The sequence below is a fragment of the Klebsiella sp. GG_Kp175 genome, assembly GCF_040062325.1.
GTDB classification, from domain to species: Bacteria; Pseudomonadota; Gammaproteobacteria; order Enterobacterales; family Enterobacteriaceae; genus Klebsiella; species Klebsiella quasipneumoniae.
In genome coordinates this window covers 74,922-101,077 of sequence record NZ_JBEAFX010000007.1, presented here as the reverse complement: position 1 = coordinate 101,077, position 26,156 = coordinate 74,922, and the positions used below count along the sequence as shown (strand labels likewise).

19 protein-coding genes are annotated in these 26,156 nt (G+C 60.2%); 15 read left to right on the top strand and 4 right to left on the bottom strand.

The window, feature by feature from the left end; genetic code table 11:
* The first annotated feature begins 1 nt into the window (after window position 1).
* Both pepB and sseB read left to right on the top strand, forming a co-directional pair.
* Complete coding sequence (gene pepB, locus ABLU73_RS13640; RefSeq protein WP_004201874.1) at window positions 2-1,288, top strand: aminopeptidase PepB; 1,287 nt, start codon at window positions 2-4, stop codon at window positions 1,286-1,288.
* A gap of 96 nt (window positions 1,289-1,384) precedes the next feature.
* Window positions 1,385-2,161, top strand: a complete 777-nt coding sequence (gene sseB / locus ABLU73_RS13635; RefSeq protein WP_004201877.1) for an enhanced serine sensitivity protein SseB — start codon at window positions 1,385-1,387, stop codon at window positions 2,159-2,161.
* 66 nt (window positions 2,162-2,227) lie between these two features.
* On the opposite strand, the gene ABLU73_RS13630 is transcribed toward sseB, so the two are convergent.
* The 3 genes from ABLU73_RS13630 to sseA all read right to left on the bottom strand — a co-directional run bounded on the left by ABLU73_RS13630 (window position 2,228) and on the right by sseA (window position 4,844).
* The gene (locus tag ABLU73_RS13630) at window positions 2,228-3,070 is read right to left on the bottom strand and encodes a hypothetical protein (protein ID WP_130947032.1); all 843 of its coding nucleotides are present in this window, start codon (window positions 3,068-3,070) and stop codon (window positions 2,228-2,230) included.
* A gap of 101 nt (window positions 3,071-3,171) precedes the next feature.
* The gene (locus tag ABLU73_RS13625) at window positions 3,172-3,822 is read right to left on the bottom strand and encodes a DUF5066 family protein (protein ID WP_043520429.1); all 651 of its coding nucleotides are present in this window, start codon (window positions 3,820-3,822) and stop codon (window positions 3,172-3,174) included.
* A 164-nt stretch (window positions 3,823-3,986) separates the two neighbouring features.
* Entirely contained in the window at window positions 3,987-4,844 is an 858-nt protein-coding gene (sseA, locus tag ABLU73_RS13620; protein ID WP_004201882.1) for a 3-mercaptopyruvate sulfurtransferase, read from the bottom strand.
* Between the two features lie 206 nt (window positions 4,845-5,050).
* Here sseA and ABLU73_RS13615 point away from each other — a divergent pair, with 206 nt between their 5' ends.
* The 12 genes from ABLU73_RS13615 to ABLU73_RS13560 all read left to right on the top strand — a co-directional run bounded on the left by ABLU73_RS13615 (window position 5,051) and on the right by ABLU73_RS13560 (window position 23,126).
* Window positions 5,051-10,000: an alpha-2-macroglobulin gene (locus ABLU73_RS13615; RefSeq protein WP_264924710.1), complete on the top strand. Its 4,950-nt coding sequence runs from the start codon at window positions 5,051-5,053 to the stop codon at window positions 9,998-10,000.
* A complete protein-coding gene (pbpC, locus tag ABLU73_RS13610) occupies window positions 10,001-12,325 on the top strand; it encodes a peptidoglycan glycosyltransferase PbpC (RefSeq protein WP_017900434.1) in 2,325 nt (774 codons plus the stop codon).
* A 160-nt stretch (window positions 12,326-12,485) separates the two neighbouring features.
* A complete protein-coding gene (ndk, locus tag ABLU73_RS13605) occupies window positions 12,486-12,917 on the top strand; it encodes a nucleoside-diphosphate kinase (RefSeq protein WP_004144312.1) in 432 nt (143 codons plus the stop codon).
* Window positions 12,918-13,275: 358 nt separating this feature from the next.
* Window positions 13,276-14,442: a bifunctional tRNA (adenosine(37)-C2)-methyltransferase TrmG/ribosomal RNA large subunit methyltransferase RlmN gene (locus tag ABLU73_RS13600; RefSeq protein WP_002913894.1), complete on the top strand. Its 1,167-nt coding sequence runs from the start codon at window positions 13,276-13,278 to the stop codon at window positions 14,440-14,442.
* Between the two features lie 276 nt (window positions 14,443-14,718).
* Window positions 14,719-15,711: a cytoskeleton protein RodZ gene (gene rodZ, locus ABLU73_RS13595; RefSeq protein WP_004201889.1), complete on the top strand. Its 993-nt coding sequence runs from the start codon at window positions 14,719-14,721 to the stop codon at window positions 15,709-15,711.
* Between the two features lie 26 nt (window positions 15,712-15,737).
* A complete protein-coding gene (ispG, locus tag ABLU73_RS13590; RefSeq protein WP_004201890.1) occupies window positions 15,738-16,859 on the top strand; it encodes a flavodoxin-dependent (E)-4-hydroxy-3-methylbut-2-enyl-diphosphate synthase in 1,122 nt (373 codons plus the stop codon).
* A gap of 91 nt (window positions 16,860-16,950) precedes the next feature.
* Window positions 16,951-18,225 carry a histidine--tRNA ligase gene (gene hisS, locus ABLU73_RS13585; protein ID WP_004201891.1) on the top strand — a complete coding sequence of 425 codons (1,275 nt, stop codon included), beginning with the start codon at window positions 16,951-16,953 and terminating at the stop codon, window positions 18,223-18,225.
* A gap of 34 nt (window positions 18,226-18,259) precedes the next feature.
* The gene (locus ABLU73_RS13580) at window positions 18,260-18,880 is read left to right on the top strand and encodes a YfgM family protein (protein ID WP_004201892.1); all 621 of its coding nucleotides are present in this window, start codon (window positions 18,260-18,262) and stop codon (window positions 18,878-18,880) included.
* Window positions 18,881-18,890: 10 nt separating this feature from the next.
* Window positions 18,891-20,069: an outer membrane protein assembly factor BamB gene (bamB, locus tag ABLU73_RS13575; protein ID WP_004201895.1), complete on the top strand. Its 1,179-nt coding sequence runs from the start codon at window positions 18,891-18,893 to the stop codon at window positions 20,067-20,069.
* Between the two features lie 113 nt (window positions 20,070-20,182).
* Window positions 20,183-21,661: a ribosome biogenesis GTPase Der gene (gene der, locus ABLU73_RS13570; protein ID WP_004144309.1), complete on the top strand. Its 1,479-nt coding sequence runs from the start codon at window positions 20,183-20,185 to the stop codon at window positions 21,659-21,661.
* Between the two features lie 117 nt (window positions 21,662-21,778).
* The gene (locus ABLU73_RS13565; RefSeq protein WP_264924709.1) at window positions 21,779-22,858 is read left to right on the top strand and encodes a Gfo/Idh/MocA family oxidoreductase; all 1,080 of its coding nucleotides are present in this window, start codon (window positions 21,779-21,781) and stop codon (window positions 22,856-22,858) included.
* A gap of 49 nt (window positions 22,859-22,907) precedes the next feature.
* Complete coding sequence (locus ABLU73_RS13560) at window positions 22,908-23,126, top strand: zinc ribbon domain-containing protein (RefSeq protein ID WP_004201901.1); 219 nt, start codon at window positions 22,908-22,910, stop codon at window positions 23,124-23,126.
* Here the strand turns inward: ABLU73_RS13560 and xseA are convergent.
* Window positions 23,110-24,501: an exodeoxyribonuclease VII large subunit gene (xseA, locus tag ABLU73_RS13555; protein ID WP_064183419.1), complete on the bottom strand. Its 1,392-nt coding sequence runs from the start codon at window positions 24,499-24,501 to the stop codon at window positions 23,110-23,112. The genes ABLU73_RS13560 and xseA overlap by 17 nt on opposite strands.
* 158 nt (window positions 24,502-24,659) lie before the next feature.
* On the opposite strand from xseA, the gene guaB reads away from it, so the two are divergent.
* Window positions 24,660-26,126, top strand: a complete 1,467-nt coding sequence (gene guaB / locus ABLU73_RS13550; protein WP_004151980.1) for an IMP dehydrogenase — start codon at window positions 24,660-24,662, stop codon at window positions 26,124-26,126.
* Window positions 26,127-26,156: the final 30 nt, after the last annotated feature.

The following is a 26,156-nucleotide window of genomic DNA, read 5'->3' as shown; positions in this document are numbered from 1 at the left end:
AATGACCGAAGCCATGAAGATTACGCTTTCCACTCAGCCAGCCGATGCGCGCTGGGGAGAGAAGGCGTCTTACAGCATTAATAATGATGGCATTGCCCTGCATCTCAACGGTAAAGACGACCTGGGCTTGATTCAGCGCGCGGCGCGTAAAATTGACGGCATGGGCATCAAGCATGTCGCGTTAAGCGGCGAAGGCTGGAACACCGACCGCGCGTGGGCGTTCTGGGCGGGCTATAAAGGCCCGAAAGGCACCCGAAAAGTTGAATGGCCGACCCTGGACGATGTGCAGAAAAGCGAGCTGGATAACCGTCTGACCATTATTGACTGGGTGCGCGACACCATCAATGCGCCGGCGGAAGAGCTGGGCCCGGAACAGCTGGCGCAGCGCGCCGTCGACCTGCTGTGCAGCGTGGCGGGCGAAAAGATGAGCTATCGCATCACCAAAGGCGAAGATCTGCGTGAGCAGGGCTATCTCGGCCTGCACACCGTCGGCCGCGGCTCCGAGCGTCCGCCGGTTCTGCTGGCGCTGGACTATAACCCGACCGGCGATAAAGAAGCCCCGGTATACGCCTGTCTGGTAGGTAAAGGCATCACCTTTGATTCCGGCGGCTACAGCATCAAACAGAGCGCCTTTATGGATTCAATGAAGTCTGATATGGGCGGCGCGGCGACTGTCACCGGCGCTCTGGCTTTCGCCATTACCCGCGGGCTGAATAAGCGCGTGAAGCTCTATCTGTGCTGCGCCGACAACCTGATCAGCGGCAACGCTTTCAAACTGGGCGATATTATTCATTATCGCAACGGCAAAACCGTCGAAGTGATGAACACCGACGCCGAAGGTCGTCTGGTGCTGGCGGATGGCCTGATTGACGCTTCGGCGCAGAAGCCTGAGCTGATCGTCGATGCCGCCACCCTGACCGGCGCGGCGAAAACCGCCCTCGGCAACGACTACCACGCGCTGTTCAGCTTTGACGATGCGCTGGCGAATCGCCTGCTGGCGAGCGCCCAGGCGGAAAATGAAGCGTTCTGGCGTCTGCCGCTGGCCGAATTCCACCGTAATCAGCTGCCGTCTAACTTCGCGGAACTGAACAATACCGGCAGCGCCGCCTATCCGGCCGGCGCCAGCACCGCGGCGGGCTTCCTGTCCCACTTCGTGGAAAACTACCACCAGGGCTGGCTGCATATCGACTGTTCGGCAACCTACCGCAAATCGGCCGTTGAGCAGTGGTCGGCGGGCGCGACGGGGCTTGGCGTACGTACTATCGCCAATCTGCTGACGGCTGAGTAATGGCCTTGCCGGGTAGCGCTACGCTTACCCGGCCTGGAAAATCCGCAGGCCCGTGCGGACGTCGCGCCGCCGGGCGATTTTTGAAGTAGCCAAACTATGTCCGAAACCAAAAACGAATTAGAAACCCTGCTGGAAAAAGCGGCTACCGAGCCCGCTCATCGTCCGGCATTTTTCAGCGCGCTGCTTGAGGCCACCGTCTGGGTACCGGGCAGCGCAGCCGATGGCGAGCAGATTGTTGAAGATAGCGCGCTGGATCTGCAGCACTGGGAAAAAGATGACGGCACGTCGGTCATTCCGTTCTTCACTTCGCTGGAGGCCCTGCAGCAGGCGGTGGAAGACGAACAGGCTTTCGTGATGATGCCGGCCCGCACGCTGATGGCGATGACTCTCGGCGAATCGCTGTTCCTCAACCCGAAGCTGCCGAGCGGTAAAGAATTCACCCCGCGGGAAATCAGCCATCTGCTCGGGGAAGAGGGCAGCCCGCTCAGCACCCAGACGGTGCTGGAGGGGGGCGAAGCGCTGCTGCTGTCTGAAGTCGCCGAGCCGCCGGCGCAGATGGTGGATTCGCTGACCACGCTGTTCAAAACGCTGAAAACCGTCAAGCGGGCGTTCCTGTGCTCGATCAAAGAGCACGCCGACGCGCCTGCTAATCTGCTTATCGGCATTGAAGCGGAAGGGGATATCGAGTCCATTATTCAGACCACCGGCAGCGTGGCCACCGATACCCTGCCCGGCGATGAGCCGATCGATATTTGCCAGGTGGTAGACGGCGAGAAGGGCATCAGCCACTTTATGATTGCCCATATCACGCCGTTCTATGAAAAGCGCTGGGGCAGCTTCCTGCGCGATTTCAAACAAAACCGCATTATCTGACAGCGGGGGCGGCAGCCCCCGGTTTCGCTATACTTTCAGCTCGATGCCAAAGCGGGTTGGTAAAGATTAATGCAGGGCGGCAACGATTCGCGGATAGGCTGACACCATGTGATAGAGCAGAAATCCCGCCACGCACAGCGTGACGATGCCGTTGAAGAGCGCCATATCCCCGCGCCAGGCCCGGCACCTTTCCTCTCCCAGCAGATAGCGTAGCGCTGCTACCAGCCCGGCGACCAGCATAAACGCCAGTAACACCCCCACCATCTGCGCGCTGACAATATACCAGCCCAGCGGCGTATTCACGCCCCGGGCGCTCATCAGCGCGATCTGCGCCGGCAAAATCGTCTGGAACCCGAGGGTGAGGAGCATCAGAAGGCGCAGATCCGCCAGCTGAGCATCGAATCTGCGGGCCAGACGTCGGGCGTCACGCAGCAGCAGCCCTCCTGACGTCACCGCCGCGGCAACGCTGATGTGCTGGAGAATAAAAATATATAACGCCAGGGTCCCGGATCCGACCCGGGACAAAAAGAACAGATTGCAAAAGACCATGACCAGCAGGCCAAATTTCGTCACCCAGGCACGGAGTACCTCGCCGGGCCAGCGGCGGCTTGACGCCGGGTTGTGCATCATCCATGCGGCAAGCGTCGATTTACCGTAACCGGGCGCGAGCAGCACCATCAGAAAACCCAGCAGCGCCTGATGACCATAGGTGATCAGCGGGACGTCTGCCAAAGTGACGCCGATAAAGCGGGTATAGACGGAAACGGGCGCAGGAACCAGGCTTAACCATGTTCGGTTCCATTGCGGCCAAAAATAGAGGATCGCGCCGCCGACCAGCAGGCCAGCGATGCCTCCCAGCCAGGGAAGGCGAGGGGAATAAGCAGAATGTGGGTTGGAGACTAATGCCATTTTCACTCCTTGTGGTGACATCAGGTTAGGGATTAAGAGCTCCCTCCTGGAGCTGGCCCCGACGGCGCCCGTTAAGCGCGCTTTCGGCGGGAGATGGTGAATTAGTCAGGGCAACCTTCGAGCCTGGCGTAAAGATCCTCATGAAGATATTCCAGCTCCAGCAAGGCGCCATCGCGTGCCTGGTTGAGGGCTTGCTGATGCTGCCATTCGTCGTGGCTCTCCTCTCCACCGGCAAAAATCTCCTGCAAATATTCAATCAGTGACGATTCTGCCAGCCAAAGGTCATTCTCTTTACCCTCGAAGCGGACGACAGGATATTCACCCTGTTCATCACGCTCGGTGACATAGATAAATACCTGCTGATCCCCAGGATGGCAGAGGCGAATCAGGGCAGGAAGACGCGGATCGTCGTTCCAGACGGGCATCAGCTCTTCAATATCCAGCCCGATCATATCAAGGCCATTCATATAATAAGCATCTTCATCCAGCGAGTCGGAAAGCAGGACGCCATGTTCATCAATGGCGTCCAGAACCGATTCCAGCACCCGTTGACCGTGGGGGCTTGTCAGCTGGCAATCGTAAGCCAGCAGCGCTTTCAAACTTTCCGGAAGCGCCACGGTTTCGCTATTTTGCGGATCGCGGTATTTCCGTACTCGCAGGCGATCCACTTCCTCTACGGGCATCGGTTTTGGGGTGGGATTGCGGTTGTGCTTGTGTACGACATCCATGAGATCCGGTAATGAAAAAGCCATCATTCAATTTCCTTATATAGTGGGCGGCAGTAAAGCGAACACGGCAGGCGCAAGCCCTGCGGCAGCACAGAGTAACCGGTTTAGCGGCTGGCAGGAGAAAGAGGCGGGGAAAATCAGAAATTATTTAGTGGCCGCGGAACGGGGCGCCCGCGGCCATACGGCGTTTACTGAGCGGCAGGAGCCGGTTCAATCGGCAGATCGCTGCGCGCCCCCCATTCGCTCCATGAGCCGTCGTACAGGCAGACGCCGTTCACGCCAAGCGTGGTGAGCGCCAGCACCACCACCGCCGCCGTCACGCCGGAGCCGCAGCTGGCGATAATGGGCCGGTCAAAATCGACTCCCTGACGCAAAAAGATGTCGTTCAGCTCGTCGACGGTCTTCAGCTCGCCGTTAATCACCAGATCCGTCCACGGCACGTTAAGCGCGCCGGGGATATGCCCGCGCCGCAGGCCCGGGCGCGGTTCGTCAGCCTGGCCGTTAAACCGGGCCGCCGGACGCGCATCGACAATCTGTGCCGACCCTTCATGGCTGACCAGCAGCACGTCGGTCAGGCGCTTAATTTGCTGAGGATCGAAGCGTACGTCGAATTCCCCTTCGGCCACCTCCGGCACCCCTTGTTCCAGCGGCAGTTCGTCGCGGCGCCAGCCCTCCAGTCCACCGGCCAGAATCGACACCTTCTCCACGCCAAAGGCGCGCAGCATCCACCAGGCGCGAGGCGCGGAAAACAGATTGCCTTCGTCATAAACCACGAGGTGCTTATCGCTGCAGACGCCCAGTTCGCGCATGGCGACGGCAAACGCCTCGGCGCGCGGCATCATATGCGGCAGCGGGCTGGTGTGATCGGACAGCGCCTCGATATCGAAAAACAGCGCGTTCGGCACATGGCCGGCGCGGTACTCCGCGGCCATATCGCGCAGGGCCTCCTGTCCGGCGGGCGCCATGCGGGCGTCGATAATCTGGATCTCCGGGTCATCAATATGTTCCGCCAGCCAGTCGGCGGCGACAAAAAACGAGGTGGACATAGGTGCCTCCGTTTTACTATTCATGACTGAATTGTCGGCGTTTTATCGGGTGCTGACAAGTTAAGGACGCCAGAGTGGGGACGACGTCACGGCACTTTTCTGATTAATCGGCAGAAACCCGCGTCATCACTGTTGAGAAGCGCCGCCTTAACGCATAATAAAAAGTGATAATTTGCATCAGGCCCACCGGCCGAGGGGTTAGAAGGATGAAACCATTTCGTTTAGCGGCGCTGTCACTGGCGCTCCTTACCGCATTTTCATTAACCGGGTGTGACGACAGCGGTGCACCGCAGGCTACGGCCCCGACGCCGGCCGCCGATAGCGGCCCTGGCGCGGCGGCAAAACCGGACAGCGCCCAGCTGGCGGCGCTGGCGGAAAAAAGTCAGGGCAAAGCGCTGACGCTGCTCGACGCCTCGGAGGTGCAGTTGGATGGCGCCGCGACCCTGGTGCTGACCTTTTCCGTGCCGCTGCAGCCGGACCAGGATTTCTCCCGCAGCGTACACCTGGTGGATAAGAAGAGCGGTAAGGTAGATGGCGCCTGGGAGCTGGCGCCGAACCTCAAAGAGCTGCGTCTGCGTCACCTGGAGCCAAAGCGCGAGCTGATTGTCTCGGTCGACCCGACGCTGGTCGCCCTGAACAAGGCGACGCTCGATAAACCATTCGAGAAGACTCTGACCACCCGTGATATCGCGCCAAGCGTTGGGTTTGCCAGCCGCGGCTCGCTGCTGCCGGGCAACGTGATCGCCGGGCTACCGGTGATGGCGCTGAACGTCGATAACGTCGACGTGAACTTCTTCCGCATTAAGCCGGAATCGCTCTCGGCCTTCGTCAGTCAGTGGGAATACCGCAATTCATTAAGCAACTGGGAATCCGACGAGCTGCTGAAGATGGCCGATCTGGTATACAGCGGCCGCTTTGACCTCAATCCGGCGCGCAATACCCGCGAAAAGCTGCTGCTGCCGCTGAGCGACATCAAGCCGCTCCAGCAGCCTGGCGTCTACGTGGCGGTCATGAACCCGGCGGGTCATTATAGCTACAGCAACGCGGCGACGCTGTTTACCCTTAGCGACATCGGCGTGTCGGCGCATCGTTACCACAACCGGCTGGACGTCTTTACCCAGAGCCTGGAAAACGGCGCCGCCCAGTCTGGTATCGACGTCCAGCTGCTCAACGCCAAAGGGCAGACCCTGGCGCAGGCGAAAAGCGATAGCCAGGGTCACGTCACCCTGCAAACCGATAAAGAAGCCGCGCTGCTGCTGGCGCGCAAAGAGGGGCAGACCACGCTCCTTGACCTCAAACTGCCGGCGTTGGATCTGGCGGAGTTCTCCATTGCCGGCGCGCCTGGCTTCAGTAAACAGTTCTTTATGTTTGGCCCACGGGATCTCTATCGTCCGGGCGAAACGGTGATCCTCAATGCGCTGTTGCGCGATAGCGACGGCAAGCCGCTGGCGGAACAGCCGGTGAAGCTGGAGGTGGTCCAGCCGGATGGCCAGGTGATCCGCTCGGTGATGAGCAAGCCGGTTAACGGCCTGTACCAGTTTACTTATCCGCTCGACAGCGGCGCGGCCACCGGCATGTGGCACATTCGCGCCAGCACCGGCGACAATCAGCCCCGCGAATGGGATTTCCACGTCGAAGACTTCATGCCGGAACGCATGGCGCTGAAGCTGACGCCGCAGGCGGCGCCTGTCGCGCCGAATGCCGATGTCGCCTTTGGCGTCAGCGGCGCTTATCTCTACGGCGCGCCGGCCAGCGGCAACCAGCTGCAGGGCAAACTGTTCCTGCGCCCGCTGCGCGACGCCGTCGCCGCTCTGCCGGGCTTCCAGTTCGGCGATATCGCGGAAGAAAATCTCTCCCGCAGCCTTGATGAAGTCCAGCTGACGCTGGATGAAAACGGCCATGGTGAAGTGACGACCTCAAGCCAGTGGCAGGATAGCCATTCGCCGCTGCAGGTGGTGTTGCAGGCGAGCCTGCTGGAGTCCGGCGGGCGTCCGATCACCCGTACGGTTATGCAGCCGATCTGGCCTGCCGAGGCGCTGCCGGGGATCCGCCCGCAATTTACCCTGAAGGACGTTTATGACTACCGCACTGACACTACGGTGAAGCAGCCGGTGGTGGATGAAAACAGCAACGCCGCGTTTGATATCGTCTATGCCGACGCCAAAGGCGAGAAAAAAGCCGTTTCCGGCCTGCAGGTACGGCTGATCCGCGAGCGCCGCGATTATTACTGGAACTGGTCCGACAGCGAAGGCTGGCAGTCGCAGTTCGATCAAAAAGATCTGCAGGAGGGCGAGGAGTCGCTGGATTTGCAGGCCGGCCAGATCGGTAAAGTGAGCTTTCCGGTAGAGTGGGGCTCCTATCGCCTGGAGGTGAAAGGACCGGACGATGTCGTCAGCAGCGTGCGCTTCTGGGCGGGCTACAGCTGGCAGGATAACAGCGAAGGCACCGGCGCAGCGCGCCCGGACCGGGTCACCATGAAGCTGGATAAACCGAGCTATAAGCCGGGTGACACCATCAGGCTGCACATTGCTGCCCCGGCGGCGGGTAAAGGCTACGCGATGGTGGAATCCAGCGAAGGGCCGCTGTGGTGGCAGGAGATTGACGTACCTGCCGAGGGGATGGACCTGTCGATCCCGGTGGATAAAGCCTGGAATCGCCACGACCTCTACCTCAGCACACTGGTGGTTCGTCCTGGCGATAAATCCCGCTCGGCGACGCCGAAACGCGCGGTGGGCCTGCTGCATCTGCCGCTGGGCGATGAAAACCGTCGCCTGACGCTGGCGCTGGAGGCCCCGGATAAAATGCGCCCCAACCAGCCGCTGACGGTGAAAGTGAAAGCCAGCGTCAAAGAGGGCGAGGCGCCGAAACAGGTGAACGTTCTGCTCTCGGCGGTCGATAGCGGGGTGCTGAATATTACCGATTACGCCACCCCGGATCCGTGGAACGCCTTCTTTGGCCAGAAACGTTATGGGGCGGATATCTATGATATTTACGGCCAGGTCATTGAAGGACAGGGACGTGTGGCCAGCCTGCGCTTCGGCGGCGATGGCGACGAGTTAAAACGTGGCGGTAAACCGCCGGTTAACCATGTGACCATCATCGCCCAACAAGCGCAGCCGGTGGTGCTGAACGATCAGGGCGAAGGGACGGTGACGCTGCCGATCGGTGATTTTAACGGCGAACTGCGGGTGATGGCTCAGGCCTGGACGGCGAATGACTTTGGCAGCAGCGAAGATAAAGTGGTGGTGGCCGCCCCGGTCATCGCCGAGCTGAACACTCCGCGCTTCCTCGCCAGCGGCGACACTACGCGTCTGGCGCTGGATCTCAGCAACCTGACCGATAAACCGCAAACCCTGCAGGTGCATCTTGCCGCCAGCGGGCTGGTGTCCTTGACCGAGGGTCAACTGCCGCCGGTGCAGCTGGCGCCGGGGGCACGCAGCACGCTGTTTGTGCCGGTGAGCGCGCTGGCGGGCTTCGGCGATGGCCAGGTGAACGCCACGATCAGCGGCCTGAGCCTGCCGGGGGAAACCTTCGCCCCGCTGCAGAAACAGTGGAAAATCGGCGTTCGTCCGGCGTTCCCGGCGCAGACCGTCAACAGCGGCGCCGTGCTGCAGCCCGGCGAAAGCTGGCAGGCGCCAGCGGCGCAATCGGCAGGTTTCGCCCCGCAGACGCTGCAGGGCCAGCTGCTGCTCAGCGGCAAGCCGCCGCTGAATCTCGCGCGTTATATCCGCGATCTGAAAGCCTATCCTTACGGCTGCCTTGAGCAGACCGCCAGCGGTCTGTTCCCGTCCCTGTATACCAGCGCGGCGCAGCTAAAGGCGCTGGGCATCAGCGGCGATAGCGACGAAAAACGCCGCGCGGCAATCGATGTCGGCATCTCGCGCCTGCTGCAGATGCAGCTGGAAAACGGCGGCTTTGCGCTATGGGATAAAGAGGGGCCGGAAGAGTACTGGCTGACCGCTTACGCCATGGATTTCCTCGTTCGCGCCGGCGAGCAGGGTTACAGCGTGCCGATCAACGCTATCAATAAAGGCAATGAACGTCTGCTGCGCTACCTGCAGGAGCCGGGGCTGATGACCGTACGCTACAGCGACGACGCCCAGGCCAGCCGCTTTGCCGCTCAGGCCTATGCCGCGCTGGTGCTGGCGCGTCAGCAAAAAGCCCCCCTCGGCGCCTTACGTGAAATCTGGAGCCGTCACGACCAGGCGCGATCCGGCTTGCCGCTGTTGCAGCTCGGCATCGCGCTGAAAACCATGGGCGATGCGCCGCGCGGCGACGCCGCGCTGAAGCTGGCGGTTGCCACCCCGCGTCAGGATGAGAAACGCTGGCTGGGCGATTACGGTAGCCCGCTTCGCGATGACGCCCTGAAGCTGGCGCTGCTGGAAGAGAATAAGCTGCTGCCGGAGGTGCAAAATCAGCTTTTGAGCACGCTGTCGGAAGAGGCCTATGGCCAGCGCTGGCTGTCGACCCAGGAAACCAACGCCCTGTTCCTTGCCGGACGGACGCTGGCCGACCTGCCGGGCAGCTGGCAGGCGCAAACCTCGCTGCAGGCGGAGCCGCTGACCGGCGACAAAGCGCAAACCCGCAACCTCGACGGCGATCGGCTGGCGGCACTGCAGGTGAGCAACACCGGCAGCCAGCCGCTGTGGCTGCGCCTCGACAGCAGCGGCTATCCGCAAAGCGCGCCGCAGCCGGGCGGTAACGTCCTGGGGATTGAACGAACTATTTTCGATACCCAGGGGCAGCAGAAATCGCTGTCATCACTGCGCAGCGGCGAACTGGTACTCGTCAAGCTGGAGGTGACCGCCAAACGCAACGTGCCTGACGCGCTGGTGGTTGATCTGTTGCCAGCCGGTCTGGAGCTGGAAAACCAGAATTTGGCCAACAGCAGCGCCAGCCTGCAGGAGAATGGCGAAGCGGTGCAAAACCTGCTTAACCAGATGCAGCAGGCGGATATTCAGCATATCGAGTTCCGCGATGACCGCTTCGTCGCCGCAGTCGCGGTCAATGAAGGTCAGCCGGTGACGCTGGTCTATCTGGCGCGAGCGGTGACGCCGGGCACTTATCAGGTCCCGCAGCCGCAGGTGGAATCGATGTATGTGCCGCAGTGGCGGGCGACCGGAGCGGCCAGCGGCCCGCTCACCGTGACGCCGTAAATGCGCGTATTGCCTCGGGTAAAACGCTGCTGGCGCGGGCTGGCGGCGTTTATTTTTCTGCTGTGGCTGGCGGTGCTGGCGGCCGATCGCCTGTGGCCGCTGCCGCTACGGGACGTTACGCCCGCCCGCGTGGTGGTGGCGGAAGACGGGACGCCGCTGTGGCGGTTTGCCGACGCGCAGGGCGTCTGGCGTTATCCGGTCACTCTCGCCGACGTGTCGCCGCGTTATCTTCAGGCGCTCATCCAGTATGAAGACCGCTGGTTCTGGCGCCATCCGGGGGTCAATCCCTTCGCTGTAGTACGCGCCGCCTGGCAGGATCTTACCTCCGGGCGGGTCATTTCCGGCGGCAGCACGCTTACCATGCAGGTGGCGCGCCTGCTCGATCCCCACCCCCGCACTTTCGGCGGCAAGCTGCGCCAGCTATGGCGTGCGCTGCAGCTGGAGTGGCATCTGTCAAAAAGCGACATTCTGACCCTCTATTTGAACCGCGCGCCGTTTGGCGGCACCCTGCAGGGTATCGGCGCGGCCAGCTGGGCCTATCTCGGGAAGCCGCCTGCCAGGCTTAGCTACGGCGAGGCGGCGCTGCTGGCAGTGCTGCCCCAGGCGCCCAGCCGTTTACGTCCGGACCGCTGGCCGCAGCGGGCCCAGGCGGCGCGCGATAAAGTGCTTGCGCGTATGGTCAGTCAGGGCGTCTGGCCGGAGCAGGCGGTAAAGGAGGCGATGGAGGAGCCGGTGTGGCTGTTTCCGCGCCAGATGCCGCAGCTGGCGCCGCTCTTCGCCCGTCGGGCGCTGGCGAGCAGTGGTGATGAAAAGGTGGTGACGACCCTCGATGCCGGACTCCAGCGGCAGCTTGAGGATCTGGCGCTGAACTGGAAATCGCGCCTGCCGCCGCGCAGTTCGCTGGCGATGGTCGTGGTCGATCACACGGATATGAAAGTCCGCGGCTGGGTGGGTTCGGCGGATATTACGGACGACAGCCGCTTTGGCCACATTGATATGGCGTCGGCGGTCCGTTCGCCGGGGTCGGTGTTGAAACCCTTCATTTATGCGCTGGCGATGGATGAGGGGCTGATTCATCCGTCGTCGTTATTGCAGGATGTGCCGCGGCGCTTTAGCGATTATCGCCCCGGTAACTTTGACAGCGGCTTTCACGGCCCGGTGAGCGCCAGCGAGGCGCTGGTGCGCTCCCTGAATCTACCGGCGGTCCAGGTGCTTGAAGCCTACGGGCCCAAACGTTTCGCGGCGAATTTGCGCAATGCCGGGTTGCCCCTGATGCTGCCCGCCGGCGCCGAGCCAAATCTGTCGTTGATCCTCGGCGGCGCCGGGGCGAGGCTGGAAGATATCGTCGCGGCATACAGCGCCTTTGCCCGCCACGGGAAGGCGGCGCGGCTGCGCATGAAGCCCGGAGACCCGCTGGTGGAAAGGGCGCTGCTATCCCCGGGGGCGGCGTGGATCGTCCGGCGCATCCTGGCCGGCGAAGCGCAACCGGTTCCCGATGCCTCACTCCCGCAAGTGGCGCCGCTGGCCTGGAAGACCGGCACCAGCTACGGGTATCGCGATGCATGGGCGGTGGGTCTCAATGCGCGTTATCTGATAGGCATCTGGACCGGGCGTCCGGACGGTACGCCGGTGGTGGGGCAGTTTGGTTTCGCCAGCGCGGTGCCGTTGCTCAATCAGGTCAATAATCTGCTGCTCGCCCGCCCGGCGATGAGCCGCGGCGGCCTGCCGGTCGATCCGCGCCCGGCAACGGTCAGCCGCGGGACGCTATGCTGGCCCGGCGGCCAGGCGCTGCCGGCGGGCGACAGCAACTGCCGTCGTCGCCTGGCCAGCTGGCTGCTGGAAGACAGCCAGCCGCCGACCCTGCTGCTGCCGGGGCAGGAGGGCGTGCGCGGGATCCGCTTCCCGGTGTGGCGTAATGAACACGGCGAACGGGTGGCGGCGGATTGTCCCGGGGCGCGCGAAACGGTGGTTGAGGTTTGGCCGCTGCCGCTGGAACCCTGGCTACCGCCGGGTGAGCGTCGCGCCGCGCGTCTGGGGCCGGCATCAAGGGCATGTCCGCCGCTGCAAACTCAGGATGTCGCACCGCTGGTGCTCTCCGGGGTCCGCGAGGGGGCGGTGATTAAACGTCTGCCGGGCGAGGCGCGGGTGATGTTGCCCCTGCAAACCAGCGGCGGGGAAGGGCGGCGCTGGTGGTTTATCAACGGCCAGCCGATAGATGCCGCCGGCGCGAGAACCACGCTAACCCTGGATAAGCCCGGCGAGTGGCAGCTGGTGGTGATGGATGAGGCAGGGCAAACGGCGGCCGCGCGTTTCACCCTGCAATAACCAGGGTAAATTTGTTGTTGGCGGTTTGTGTTTTCAATACTCATCTTATTTTAACAAAATGTTACCTTCATCCGTAGGCAGGGGCGGGGATGCTCATTATAATGCGCGCCAGGCCATACGATCGTATGTGCAACAACAGAACATTTAATTAGAGGTAATCATGGCTATTGAACGTACTTTTTCCATCATCAAACCAAACGCGGTGGCAAAAAACGTTATTGGCAGCATCTTTTCCCGCTTTGAAGCTGCAGGGTTCAAAATCGTCGGCACCAAAATGCTGCACCTGACCGTTGAGCAGGCTCGTGGTTTCTATGCTGAGCACGAAGGTCGCCCGTTCTTCGACGGTCTGGTTGAGTTCATGACCTCCGGCCCGATCGTGGTTTCCGTCCTGGAAGGCGAAAACGCGGTTCAGCGTCACCGTGACCTGCTGGGCGCGACCAACCCGGCAAACGCGCTGGCGGGTACACTGCGCGCTGACTACGCTGACAGCTTCACCGAGAACGGCACCCACGGTTCCGACTCTGTAGAATCCGCTGCTCGCGAAATCGCGTTCTTCTTTGCTGAAGGCGAGGTTTGCCCGCGCACTCGCTAATCCTCGTCGTCTTTTCGACCGTCGCGGCGTTGGCTGCGCGCGTTCACCCCGGTCACATAGTTATCTATGCTCCCGGGGATTAATGAGAGGCTCCTGCCTCTCACCGGAGGCCAGCCTACGGCTGGTCAAATTCGTTCCCGACGAATTTGTCACTTGCTTGCCGCCTTGCGACAATCGAAAAGCCTTAGAGGATTGAGCAGTCAGTTACAGATTTTTTATCATTGCTTTGTGCAAACGTGGCAATGATGCGCCAGAATTTGTAGAATATAGCGCCCCTGGACGAGCTGTCGCTCTCCGGGGCGTTTCTTTTTCAACCCACCTGGGGCCATAACGTGTAATAACGAGGCCGGAAAACATTATGTCTGAACAAATTGTCACGCCTGATACCGCCGCTCTGACGGTGCCGAACAAAGATGCCAAAATCAACCTGCTGGATTTAAACCGTCAGCAGATGCGCGAGTTTTTCAAAAACATGGGCGAGAAGCCTTTCCGCGCCGATCAGGTGATGAAATGGATGTATCACTACTGCTGCGACGACTTTGATGAGATGACTGACATCAACAAAGTCCTGCGCAGTAAACTGAAAGAAGTGGCGGAGATCCGCGCCCCGGAAGTAGTTGAAGAACAACGCTCAACCGACGGGACCATCAAATGGGCGATTGCCGTTGGCGATCAGCGCGTCGAGACCGTCTATATCCCGGAAGAAGACCGCGCCACCCTGTGCGTCTCCTCCCAGGTAGGCTGCGCGCTGGAGTGTAAATTCTGCTCCACCGCCCAGCAGGGCTTTAACCGCAACCTGCGGGTTTCCGAAATTATCGGCCAGGTCTGGCGCGCGGCGAAAATCGTCGGCGCGGTGAAGACCACCGGCGTACGTCCGATCACCAACGTGGTGATGATGGGCATGGGCGAGCCGCTGCTGAACCTCAACAACGTCGTTCCGGCGATGGAAATCATGCTCGACGATTTCGGCTTTGGCCTCTCCAAACGTCGCGTCACCCTGTCGACTTCCGGCGTGGTGCCGGCGCTGGATAAACTCGGCGATATGATCGACGTCGCGCTGGCGATCTCCCTGCACGCGCCGAACGATACCATTCGTGACGAAATCGTCCCGATCAACAAAAAGTACAACATCGAGACCTTCCTCAACTCGGTGCGCGGCTATATTTCGAAGTCCAACGCCAACCAGGGCCGGGTGACCATCGAGTACGTGATGCTGGATCATGTCAACGACGGCACCGAGCACGCCCACGAACTGGCGGCGTTGCTGAAAGATACGCCGTGTAAGATCAACCTGATCCCATGGAACCCGTTCCCGGGCGCGCCGTATGGCCGCAGCTCTAACAGCCGCATCGACCGTTTCTCCAAAGTCCTGATGGAGTACGGCTTTACGACCATCGTGCGTAAAACGCGCGGCGACGATATCGACGCCGCCTGCGGTCAGCTGGCGGGCGATGTTATCGACCGAACCAAGCGCACGCTGCGTAAGCGGATGCAGGGCGAAGCGATTGACGTAAAAGCGGTCTGACAAATGATGGCCCGTGCAGCGCAGGCGGCACGGGCCATATTTATGACCTATAGCCAGGCGAAATACGCTGATTCGGTTAATAATTACGGTGCGTTTTTGTCGACTTTGAGGCAGTATGTAGCGGCACAACAACCGCTTAGCATTCAATTTTGATTCGTCTCTGTGATCGCGCGGCTGACAGTCCTATACTGTGAGGCTGACGTACCACAGATGTCTCGCGGCGCCGGCTTTTTCCCGCGCTGAACTTTAAATTTCACGTACCAGTAGTTGTAGCGAATGAATACTGAAGCCACTCAAGATCATCAAGAAGCAAACACCACGGGCGCGCGTCTGCGTCACGCCCGCGAACAACTCGGACTTAGCCAGCAAGCGGTGGCAGAACGCTTATGCCTGAAGGTGTCCACGGTTCGTGATATTGAAGACGATAAGGCGCCTGCCGACCTCGCTTCCACCTTCCTGCGCGGGTACATCCGCTCCTATGCTCGCCTCGTACATATTCCAGAAGACGAGCTGCTGCCGATGATGGCCAAGCAAGCGCCCATCCGTGCGGCGAAAGTCGCGCCAATGCAGAGCTTCTCTTTAGGTAAACGTCGCAAAAAACGCGACGGCTGGCTGATGAGCTTCACCTGGCTGGTGCTGTTTGTGGTTATCGGCCTGAGCGGCGCCTGGTGGTGGCAAGACCATAAGGCGCAGCAGGAAGAGATCTCCACCATGGCCGATCAGTCTTCCGCTGAGCTGAACAGCGGCGACACCAGTAGCCAGAGCGTGCCGCTGGATACCAGCGCCCCGGCAGCCCCGACCGCCGATAGCGCTGCGAACAGCGCGCCAACCGATACCGCCAGCGCCCCGACCACCAGCGCACCGGCTCAGACGCCAGCGGACAATAACGCCGTTGTCGCGCCTTCCCAGGCCAATGTCGATACCGCAGGCGCAGCCCCGACGGCGCCGGCTACCCCGGCCACGCCATTGCCGACCGATCAGGCGAACGTGACGAACCCGGCGGCATCGGCGCAGGATCTGGTGATGAACTTTTCCGCCGACTGCTGGCTGGAAGTGAGCGATGCTACCGGCAAAAAATTGTTCAGCGGCCTGCAGCGTAAAGGCGGAAATCTGAACCTGAGCGGTCAGGCGCCGTATAAGCTGAAAATTGGCGCCCCGGCTGCGGTAGAGATCCAGTATCTGGGCAAGCCTGTCGATTTAAGTCGTTTTATCAGAACTAACCAGGTTGCGCGTCTGACCCTTAATGCCGAATCATCACCGGCGCAGTAACAGACGGGTAACGCGGGAGATTTTTCATGCATAACCAGGCTCCGATTCAACGTAGAAAATCTAAACGTATTTACGTTGGTAATGTGCCAATTGGCGATGGGGCCCCCATCGCCGTTCAGTCAATGACCAATACGCGCACCACTGATGTGGCTGCGACCGTAAATCAAATCAAAGCGTTAGAGCGCGTAGGCGCGGATATTGTCCGCGTCTCTGTTCCGACGATGGACGCCGCTGAGGCGTTCAAATTGATCAAACAGCAGGTCAACGTCCCGCTGGTCGCCGATATCCACTTTGACTACCGTATTGCGCTGAAAGTCGCAGAATATGGCGTCGACTGCCTGCGTATCAACCCAGGCAACATCGGCAACGAAGAGCGCATCCGCATGGTCGTAGATTGCGCACGGGATAAAAACATCCCGATCCGCATTGGCGTCAACGCCGGCTCGCTGGAAAAAGATCTGCAGGAAAAATATGGCGAGCCGACGCCGCAGGCGCTGCTCGAATCTGCCATGCGCCACGTTGATCATCTCGATCGCCTTAACTTCGATCAGTTTAAAGTCAGCGTTAAAGCCTCTGACGTCTTCCTGGCGGTAGAGTCTTATCGCCTGCTGGCGAAACAGATCGATCAGCCGCTGCACCTCGGGATCACCGAAGCGGGCGGTGCGCGCAGCGGCGCGGTGAAATCGGCGATCGGTCTTGGGCTGCTGTTGTCCGAAGGGATCGGCGATACGCTGCGCGTCTCGCTGGCGGCGGATCCAGTGGAGGAGATCAAGGTTGGCTTCGATATCCTCAAATCGCTGCGTATCCGTTCCCGCGGTATTAACTTCATCGCCTGCCCGACCTGTTCGCGTCAGGAGTTTGACGTTATCGGTACGGTGAACGCCCTGGAGCAACGTCTGGAAGATATCATCACCCCGATGGATGTTTCGATCATCGGCTGCGTGGTGAACGGCCCGGGCGAAGCGCTGGTTTCCACCCTCGGGGTGACCGGCGGCAACAAGAAAAGCGGCCTGTATGAAGACGGCGTGCGTAAAGATCGCCTGGACAACAACGACATGATCGACCAGCTTGAAGCGCGGATCCGCGCCAAAGCCTCGATGCTCGATGAAGCCCGTCGGATTGACGTTCAACAGCTTGAAGCAAAATAACGTGTTGGGAAGCGATACGCTTCCCGTGTATGATTGAACCTGCGGGCGCGAGGCGCCGGGGTTCATTTTTGTATATATAAAGAGAATAAACGTGGCAAAGAACATTCAAGCCATCCGTGGCATGAACGATTATCTGCCGGGCGAAACCGCTCTCTGGCAGCGCATTGAAGGCTCACTGAAGCAGGTGCTCGGTAGCTACGGTTACAGCGAAATCCGTTTGCCGATTGTAGAGCAGACCCCGTTATTCAAACGCGCGATCGGCGAAGTGACCGACGTGGTTGAAAAAGAGATGTACACCTTTGAGGACCGCAACGGCGACAGCCTGACGCTGCGTCCGGAAGGGACGGCGGGCTGCGTACGAGCCGGCATCGAACATGGTCTGCTGTACAATCAAGAACAGCGTCTGTGGTACGTCGGGCCGATGTTCCGCCACGAGCGTCCGCAGAAAGGCCGTTACCGCCAGTTCCATCAGATCGGCGCCGAAGTTTTCGGCCTGCAGGGGCCGGACATTGATGCGGAGCTGATCATGCTGACCGCGCGCTGGTGGCGTGAGCTGGGCATCTCCGATCACGTCAGCCTTGAGCTGAACTCCATCGGTTCGCTGGAAGCCCGCGCCAACTACCGCGACGCGCTGGTGGCTTATCTCGAGCAGTTTACCGATAAGCTTGATGAAGACAGCAAACGCCGGATGTATACCAACCCGCTGCGGGTGCTGGACTCCAAAAACCCGGACGTGCAGGCGCTGCTGAACGACGCGCCGGCGCTCGGCGATTATCTCGACGAAGAGTCGAAAGCCCACTTTGCCGGCCTGTGCGCGTTGCTTGACGATGCCGGGATCCGCTATACCGTCAACCAGCGCCTGGTGCGCGGTCTCGACTACTATAACCGCACCGTGTTTGAGTGGGTGACCACCAGTCTCGGTTCCCAGGGCACCGTCTGTGCCGGCGGCCGTTACGACGGTCTGGTTGAGCAGCTTGGCGGTCGTGCCACCCCGGGCGTGGGCTTCGCCATGGGTCTGGAACGTCTTGTTTTACTGGTCCAGGCAGTGAATCCGGAATTTAAAGCCGATCCTGTTGTCGATATATACCTGGTAGCCTCCGGAACCGATACTCAGTCCGCCGCCATGCGTCTGGCTGAGCAGGTTCGCGATGCGCTACCCGGCGTGAAACTGATGACCAACCACGGCGGCGGCAACTTTAAGAAGCAGTTCGCCCGCGCTGATAAGTGGGGCGCACGCGTCGCACTGGTGCTGGGTGAGTCAGAGATCGCTGACGGAAACGTGGTAGTGAAGGATTTACGCTCAGGTGAGCAAACTACCGTAACGCAGGAGAGCGTTGCCGCGCATTTGCGCACACTTCTGGGTTAATCTCCCGGGAATTATTAGTCAGGAGAAGGACTGCGTGGAAACTTTTAACAATGAGAACGATCAGGTCGATGCGCTGAAGCGCTTCTTTGCCGAAAACGGCAAAGCGCTGGCGGTCGGGGTGATTTTAGGGATTGGCGCGCTGGTTGGCTGGCGCTACTGGACCTCCCATCAGCAGGATACCGCCAGAGACGCGTCGCTGGCTTACGAACAGGCGACTTCCGCGCTGAAATCAAATACGCCAGAAGTGCTGTCAGGGGCGGAGAAGTTCGCGGCTGACAATAAAAATACCTACGGCGCCTTCGCTTCTCTCGAGCTGGCACAGCATTTTGTTGAACAGAACGATCTGCCGAACGCCGAAAAGCAGCTTCAGCAGGGGCTGGCTGCCGCGTCTGATGATAATCTGAAATCGGTTATCAGTATGCGTCTTGCCCGCGTTCAACTGCAGATGAAGCAGGCTGATGCGGCGCTGAAAACCCTCGACAGCATTAAAGGTGAAGGCTGGACCGCTATTGTGGCTGATTTGCGCGGCGAAATTCTGTTGAGCAAAGGCGATAAGCAAGGGGCCCGTGCGGCGTGGGAAGCTGGCGTGAAAAGCGATGCTTCTCCTGCGCTCAGCGAAATGATGCGTATGAAAATGAATAATTTGTCCATCTGAGAGGGACTCGATGCAATTGCGTAAATTACTGTTGCCAGGGCTGCTTTCCGTTACCTTGCTGAGCGGGTGTTCGCTGTTTAATAGCGAAGAAGATGTGGTGAAAATGTCACCGCTGCCGACGGTAGAAAACCAGTTTACGCCGTCCACGTCCTGGAGCACCTCGGTTGGCGATGGTATCGGCGAATTTTACTCTAACCTTCATCCGGCCTTCGCCGACGGCGTGGTTTATGCCGCTGACCGTAAAGGCACCGTCAAAGCGCTGAACGCCGATGACGGTAAAGAGGTATGGTCGGTGAATCTGGCGGAGAAAGATGGCTGGTTCTCGCGTACCCCAGCGCTGCTTTCCGGCGGTGTGACCGTCTCGGGCGGCCATGTTTATATCGGCAGTGAAAAAGCGCAGCTGTATGCGCTGAATACCAGCGATGGTACCGTGGCCTGGCAAACCCGCGTCGCCGGCGAAGCGCTGTCGCGCCCGGTGGTGAGCGATGGCATGGTGCTGGTCCACACCAGTAACGGCCAGCTGCAGGCGCTGAATGAGACCGATGGCGCCGTGAAATGGACGGTGAATCTGGATATGCCTGCGCTCTCCCTGCGCGGCGAATCCGCTCCGGCCACCGCCTACGGCGCGGCGATCGTGGGCGGCGACAATGGCCGCGTCAGCGCGGTATTGATGCAGCAGGGGCAGATGATTTGGCAGCAGCGTATTTCCACGGCCACCGGGCCGACGGAAATCGACCGTCTGAGCGACGTCGACACCACGCCGATTATCGTCAACGGCGTTGTCTATGCGCTGGCTTACAACGGTAACCTGACCGCGCTGGATCTGCGTAGCGGCCAGATTATGTGGAAACGCGAGCTGGGTTCGGTGAATGATTTCATCGTCGATGGCAACCGTATCTATCTGGTTGACCAGAATGACCGCCTGCTGGCGCTGACTACCGATGGCGGCGTGACCCTGTGGACACAAAGCGATTTGCTGCACCGTTTGCTGACCGCGCCGGTGTTGTATAATGGCAATCTGGTGGTCGGCGATAGCGAAGGCTATATGCACTGGGTGAACCCGGAAGATGGCCATTTTGTGGCGCAGCAGAAAGTGGACAGCTCCGGCTTCCTGACCGACCCGGTTGTGGCCGATGGTCGACTGCTGATCCAGGCGAAAGACGGTACGCTGTACGCGATTACGCGTTAATTACCGCTGTCGTGAGTGATTAAGAAACGGCCCCTGGCAGACAGGGGCCGTTTTGACTTTTTTAAAAACGTCGTTATGACGATGTTGCTTAGTGATTGTATGAGGCATTTAACATGATACCTGTGGTCGCGCTTGTCGGGCGCCCTAACGTTGGAAAATCCACGCTCTTTAACCGCCTGACGCGCACTCGTGATGCGCTGGTTGCGGATTTCCCGGGGCTGACTCGTGACCGTAAGTACGGTCGGGCCGAAGTCGAAGGCCGCGAATTCATCTGTATCGATACCGGTGGTATTGATGGTACGGAAGAGGGCGTGGAAACCCGGATGGCGGAGCAGTCGCTGCTGGCAATCGAAGAGGCCGATGTGGTGCTGTTTATGGTCGATGCGCGCGCGGGCCTGATGCCGGCGGACATCGCGATCGCTAAACACCTGCGCTCTCGTGAAAAGCCCACCTTCCTGGTGGCTAACAAAACCGACGGCATCGACGTCGACCAGGCGATGGCGGACTTCTGGTCGCTTGGCCTGGGCGATATCTATCCTATTGCCGCTTCGCACGGCCGCGGCGTGACCAGCCTGCTGGAGCAGGCCCTGCTGCCATGGGTAGATGAGGTTAATCCGCAGGAGGAGGTGGATGAAGACGCCGAATACTGGGCAAAATTCGAAGCTGAGCAGAACGGTGAAGCGGAAGAAGAGCCTGAAGATGACTTCAATCCGCAGGATCTGCCGATCAAACTGGCGATTGTCGGACGTCCCAACGTCGGTAAATCGACGCTCACCAATCGCATCCTCGGCGAAGATCGCGTGGTAGTTTACGATATGCCGGGCACTACTCGCGACAGCATTTACATCCCGATGCAGCGTGACGAGCGCGAATACGTGCTCATCGATACCGCCGGGGTGCGCAAGCGCGGCAAAATTACTGACGTGGTGGAGAAATTCTCGGTCATCAAGACCCTGCAGGCGATTGAAGACGCCAACGTCGTGCTGCTGGTGATTGATGCCCGTGAAGGCATCTCCGATCAGGATCTGTCGCTGCTGGGCTTTATCCTCAACAGCGGTCGCTCCCTGGTGATCGTCGTCAACAAATGGGACGGTCTGAGCCAGGAAGTGAAGGAGCAGGTGAAAGAGACCCTCGACTATCGTCTGGGCTTTATCGACTTTGCCCGGGTGCACTTCATCTCCGCCCTGCACGGCAGCGGCGTCGGCAACCTGTTTGAATCGGTACGTGAAGCCTACGATAGCGCTACCCGCCGCGTAAGCACCGCGATGCTGACCCGGATCATGAACATGGCGGCGGAAGATCATCAGCCACCGCTGGTTCGCGGCCGACGCGTGAAGCTGAAATATGCCCACGCCGGGGGCTACAACCCGCCTATCGTGGTGATCCACGGTAACCAGGTGAAGGATCTGCCGGATTCCTACAAGCGCTACCTGATGAACTATTTCCGTAAATCCCTGGACGTGATGGGCACGCCAATCCGTATCCAGTTCAAGGAAGGGGAAAACCCGTTCGCCAATAAGCGCAACACCCTGACGCCGAACCAGATGCGTAAACGTAAGCGCCTGATCAAGCACATCAAGAAAAGCAAATAATCATTAAACCCGCTTCGGCGGGTTTTTTGTGGCCGCCGCGCCGGTAAAAGTCAAAACTTTCCGCCATAATCCCGCGATACTTCGCCGGGAACAGACCGGCTCAAAAGTGGACTTGTTATGCAGATTGGTTTTATCGGCCTTGGCGCGGTGGTGGAAACTGCCTATTTACCGGCGTTGCGTCGCCTGGGATACCGTATTGACAGCTGCCAGGGCTATGATCTGGACAGCAGCAGAGCGCTGCCGGGGATCCAGCGCCGTAGTTCGCTGTCGGCGCTGCTGGCCGAACCCCTGGATACGCTCTTCATCACCACCTCATCCCTCCAGCACCTGCCCGTGCTGGAGAGGGCTTTAGCCAGCGCCATTCCCCGCATCGTGGTGGAGAAACCGATTGTCGCCAACCTTGAGCAGGCCGCCCGGCTGCGGGCGCTGCTGGCGCCGGCCGGGGAGGCCGGTCGCGTGCTGGCCCTCGACCACTGGATGGCGCGTGGGTTAGCGCTGAACGCTCTTGCTCCGCCGTGGCAGGCGGAAGAGGAGGTCAGCGGCCTGCCGCCGCCGCACCTTTCAGCGCAGGATATCGTCTGGATCGAAGGCTATTTGCAGGAGCCAAGCGGCTTTAACGCTGCCGGAGAACCGGTCGCGCTCAACTTTGCCACCGGCGAGCTGGATACCCGGCAGCTGCGTCATCCCGACGGCGTGATCCTCGATATCGGTACCCATGTCCTGGCGATGCTGCGTGAAACCCTGCTCGGCTGCGGAGGCGATGTGACGCTGGAGCTCGCCGTCCGGGCGGCGAAAGACCGTCTCGGCCGGGACATTGCTCATGGGGATACGTTCACCGCCGAGGGAGAGGCGCATCTGCAGGGACGCCTGGGCGATATCCCGCTGAATATCTGGCTTAACAAATATGCTGGTCCCGAGGGCGGGCAAAAGGGGATGCGGATAGGGCTGCGGGACGGGCGAATGCTTGCCCTCAATCGCGCCCCTGATGGCGAGGTGGCGACGCTACAGGACGGTGAGCAGATCCAGCGCTGGACCCGGCCCGGAGCGATCTATGCGCACTGTCTCGAAGAGCAGATCCTTGGCGCGGAGAATGTGTTTACCCGGGCGCCCGAAAGCGTGGCCGGGCTGACGCGGCGTCGGCTTGAGGAAGTGGAGTGGCTGCTCAGGTTGCAGCAGCAATTACGCGGCCCTCATTAAACCCGGAACATGGTAAAATAGATGCAGATAAACATTGAAAGGAATGGTTATGGAACTTGATTGCCCTCTGTGCCACGCGCCGTTAGATGTCAAAGGCAGCAGCGCGCATTGCGCGCAGTGCGAAAGGGTATTTGCCCTTGAGGCGCGCTGCCCGGAATGCCACCAGCCGCTGGAGGTGCTGAAGGCGTGTGGCGCGGTGGATTACTTTTGCCAGCACGGGCACGGCCTGATCTCGAAAAAACGGGTGGAATTTATTCCGCTGGTTTAGGCGGCGATGGCTTTCTGGCCCGCGTTTTTTTCACCGGCGCAATCTGCCTCACTTCGCTTTCGACCCAGCCGTCTTTCAGGCGGGTGGTGAGCAGATCGCCGGTTTTGACCTGTTTTGTCTGCTTCAGTACCGTGCCGTCGCTCACCGAAGTGACGCTATAGCCGCGCGCCAGGGTGGCTAAGGGACTCACCGCCTCCAGATGGGTCACCGCGTGACCAAACCGTTCACGCCGCTCGCTGAGGCGGCCACGCATCGTTTCCGCCAGCCGGTATTCCAGCTGCTGGAGGCGCGATTGCGCCCGGTGGATGCGCGGCTGCGGGTTGTAGTGATTCAGGCGCTGAACGGTGCGCTTTTGCCGCTGATCGGCGCGTTTAAGCTGCGATTCCACGGCGATGCGCATCCGCTGGCGCAGGCGTTCCAGAGCGGTCTGCTGGCGGGCCAGCCGCAGCTGCGGGTGCTGCTGCTGCAGACGATGGAACAACTGGGTAAAACGGCGCTGGCGACTGGCGAGGAAATAGTCCATCGCCATCTCCAGCCGCTGCTGCCCGGCCTGCAGCTGGCGCAGCAGCTCCTGCTGATTGCGGCTGACGATCTCCGCGGCGGCAGAAGGGGTCGGCGCGCGCAGGTCGGCAACAAAGTCAGCGATAGTGACGTCGGTTTCATGGCCGACGGCGCTGACGATAGGGATCTGGCTGGCGAAGATAGCGCGCGCCACCCGCTCATCGTTAAAACTCCACAGATCCTCCAGCGAACCGCCGCCGCGCCCGACAATCAGCACGTCACACTCCTGGCGCGCGTTGGCCAGCGCGATGGCGCGCACAATCTGCCCTGGGGCATCGTCACCCTGGACCGCGGTCGGGTAGACGATCACCGGCAGCCCGGGATCGCGGCGCCTGAGAACATGGAGAATATCGTGCAGCGCCGCACCGGTTTTCGAGGTGATGACGCCGACGCAGTGGGCGGGTGAGGGGAGCGCCTGCTTATGTTTTTGCTCGAACAGTCCTTCCGCCGTTAACTGCGCTTTGAGCTGCTCATACTTCTGCTGTAATAACCCTTCGCCGGCGGGCTGCATGCTTTCGACGATAATCTGGTAGTCGCCGCGCGGCTCATACAGGGTGATGTTGGCGCGAACCAGCACCTGCTGCCCGTGCTGCGGGCGGAACGTGACCCGGCGGTTGCTGTTGCGGAACATCGCGCAGCGCACCTGGGCGTTATCGTCTTTTAAGGTGAAGTACCAGTGGCCGGAAGAAGGCTGGCTGAAGTTAGAGATCTCGCCGCTGATCCAAACCTGGCCCATTTCGCGCTCAAGCAGCAGACGCACCGTCTGATTGAGGCGGCTTACGGTAAAAATTGCGGGGGATTGAGAGGGTAACATGTGAGCAAGATCAAACTTTAAATCAGCAGGTTATTCAGTCGATAGTAACGCGCTCAGAGGGGATGGCAAGTATTATTTGCAAAAAAGGGTAGATGCAATCGGTTACGCTCTGTATAATGCCACGGCAATATTTATCCACCCTGGTCGAGATATTGCCCATGCTACGTATCGCTAAAGAAGCCCTGACGTTTGACGACGTCCTCCTCGTTCCCGCTCATTCTACCGTTCTGCCGAATACAGCCGATCTCAGCACTCAGCTGACGAAAACCATTCGTCTGAATATTCCTATGCTCTCCGCAGCCATGGATACCGTAACGGAAGCGCGTCTGGCTATTGCCCTGGCACAGGAAGGCGGCATCGGCTTTATTCACAAAAACATGTCTATCGAGCGCCAGGCGGAAGAAGTTCGCCGCGTGAAGAAACATGAGTCCGGCGTGGTCACCGACCCGCAGACCGTTCTGCCGACCACCACCCTGCGTGAAGTGAAAGAGCTGACCGAGCGTAACGGCTTCGCCGGCTACCCGGTGGTTACCGAAGAGAACGAACTGGTCGGCATCATCACCGGCCGCGACGTGCGTTTCGTTACCGATCTGAACCAGCCGGTCAGCGTCTATATGACCCCGAAAGAGCGCCTGGTCACCGTGCGTGAAGGCGAAAGCCGTGAAGTGGTCTTCGCTAAGATGCACGAAAAACGCGTTGAGAAAGCGCTGGTTGTGGATGAGAGCTTCCACCTGCGCGGGATGATCACCGTAAAAGACTTCCAGAAAGCGGAACGTAAACCGAACGCCTGTAAAGATGAGCAGGGCCGTCTGCGCGTAGGCGCGGCGGTCGGCGCTGGTGCCGGCAACGAAGAGCGCGTAGACGCGTTGGTAGCGGCAGGCGTTGACGTTCTGCTGATCGACTCCTCGCACGGTCACTCAGAAGGCGTTCTGCAGCGTATCCGTGAAACGCGCGCGAAATATCCTGACCTGCAGATCATCGGCGGCAACGTTGCCACTGGCGCAGGCGCACGCGCGCTGGCGGAAGCCGGCTGCAGTGCGGTGAAAGTAGGCATTGGCCCGGGCTCCATCTGTACTACCCGTATCGTGACCGGCGTAGGCGTGCCGCAGATCACCGCCGTTTCCGACGCGGTGGAAGCGCTGGAAGGCACCGGAATTCCGGTTATCGCCGACGGCGGTATCCGTTTCTCCGGCGACATCGCCAAAGCGATCGCGGCCGGTGCGGCGGCAGTGATGGTCGGCTCCATGCTGGCCGGTACCGAAGAATCCCCGGGCGAAATCGAACTCTATCAGGGGCGCTCTTACAAATCCTATCGCGGGATGGGTTCCCTCGGCGCGATGTCGAAAGGTTCCTCTGACCGCTACTTCCAGAGCGATAACGCCGCTGACAAACTGGTGCCGGAAGGTATCGAAGGCCGCGTGGCCTATAAAGGCCGCCTGAAAGAGATCATTCACCAGCAGATGGGCGGCCTGCGCTCCTGTATGGGGCTGACCGGCTGTGGTACCATTGACCTGCTGCGTACCAAAGCTGAATTCGTACGCATCAGCGGTGCGGGCATCCAGGAAAGCCACGTTCACGACGTGACCATCACCAAAGAGTCCCCGAACTACCGCCTGGGCTCCTGATTTCTTCGCCCGACCTTGCGTCGGGCGATT

Excerpts from the sequence above, each read along its gene's own strand:
- ABLU73_RS13615 (WP_264924710.1), top strand. The coding sequence starts at position 5,051 with ATGAAACCATTTCGTTTAGCGGCGCTGTCACTGGCGCTCCTTACCGCA.
- ABLU73_RS13565 (WP_264924709.1), top strand. The coding sequence starts at position 21,779 with ATGCAGATTGGTTTTATCGGCCTTGGCGCGGTGGTGGAAACTGCCTAT.
- ABLU73_RS13625 (WP_043520429.1), bottom strand. The coding sequence starts at position 3,822 with ATGGCTTTTTCATTACCGGATCTCATGGATGTCGTACACAAGCACAAC.
- ABLU73_RS13560 (WP_004201901.1), top strand. The coding sequence starts at position 22,908 with ATGGAACTTGATTGCCCTCTGTGCCACGCGCCGTTAGATGTCAAAGGC.
- ABLU73_RS13600 (WP_002913894.1), top strand. The coding sequence starts at position 13,276 with ATGTCTGAACAAATTGTCACGCCTGATACCGCCGCTCTGACGGTGCCG.
- der (WP_004144309.1), top strand. The coding sequence starts at position 20,183 with ATGATACCTGTGGTCGCGCTTGTCGGGCGCCCTAACGTTGGAAAATCC.
- ispG (WP_004201890.1), top strand. The coding sequence starts at position 15,738 with ATGCATAACCAGGCTCCGATTCAACGTAGAAAATCTAAACGTATTTAC.
- ABLU73_RS13630 (WP_130947032.1), bottom strand. The coding sequence starts at position 3,070 with ATGGCATTAGTCTCCAACCCACATTCTGCTTATTCCCCTCGCCTTCCC.
- ndk (WP_004144312.1), top strand. The coding sequence starts at position 12,486 with ATGGCTATTGAACGTACTTTTTCCATCATCAAACCAAACGCGGTGGCA.
- rodZ (WP_004201889.1), top strand. The coding sequence starts at position 14,719 with ATGAATACTGAAGCCACTCAAGATCATCAAGAAGCAAACACCACGGGC.
- pepB (WP_004201874.1), top strand. The coding sequence starts at position 2 with ATGACCGAAGCCATGAAGATTACGCTTTCCACTCAGCCAGCCGATGCG.
- sseB (WP_004201877.1), top strand. The coding sequence starts at position 1,385 with ATGTCCGAAACCAAAAACGAATTAGAAACCCTGCTGGAAAAAGCGGCT.
- bamB (WP_004201895.1), top strand. The coding sequence starts at position 18,891 with ATGCAATTGCGTAAATTACTGTTGCCAGGGCTGCTTTCCGTTACCTTG.
- sseA (WP_004201882.1), bottom strand. The coding sequence starts at position 4,844 with ATGTCCACCTCGTTTTTTGTCGCCGCCGACTGGCTGGCGGAACATATT.
- guaB (WP_004151980.1), top strand. The coding sequence starts at position 24,660 with ATGCTACGTATCGCTAAAGAAGCCCTGACGTTTGACGACGTCCTCCTC.
- pbpC (WP_017900434.1), top strand. The coding sequence starts at position 10,001 with ATGCGCGTATTGCCTCGGGTAAAACGCTGCTGGCGCGGGCTGGCGGCG.
- xseA (WP_064183419.1), bottom strand. The coding sequence starts at position 24,501 with ATGTTACCCTCTCAATCCCCCGCAATTTTTACCGTAAGCCGCCTCAAT.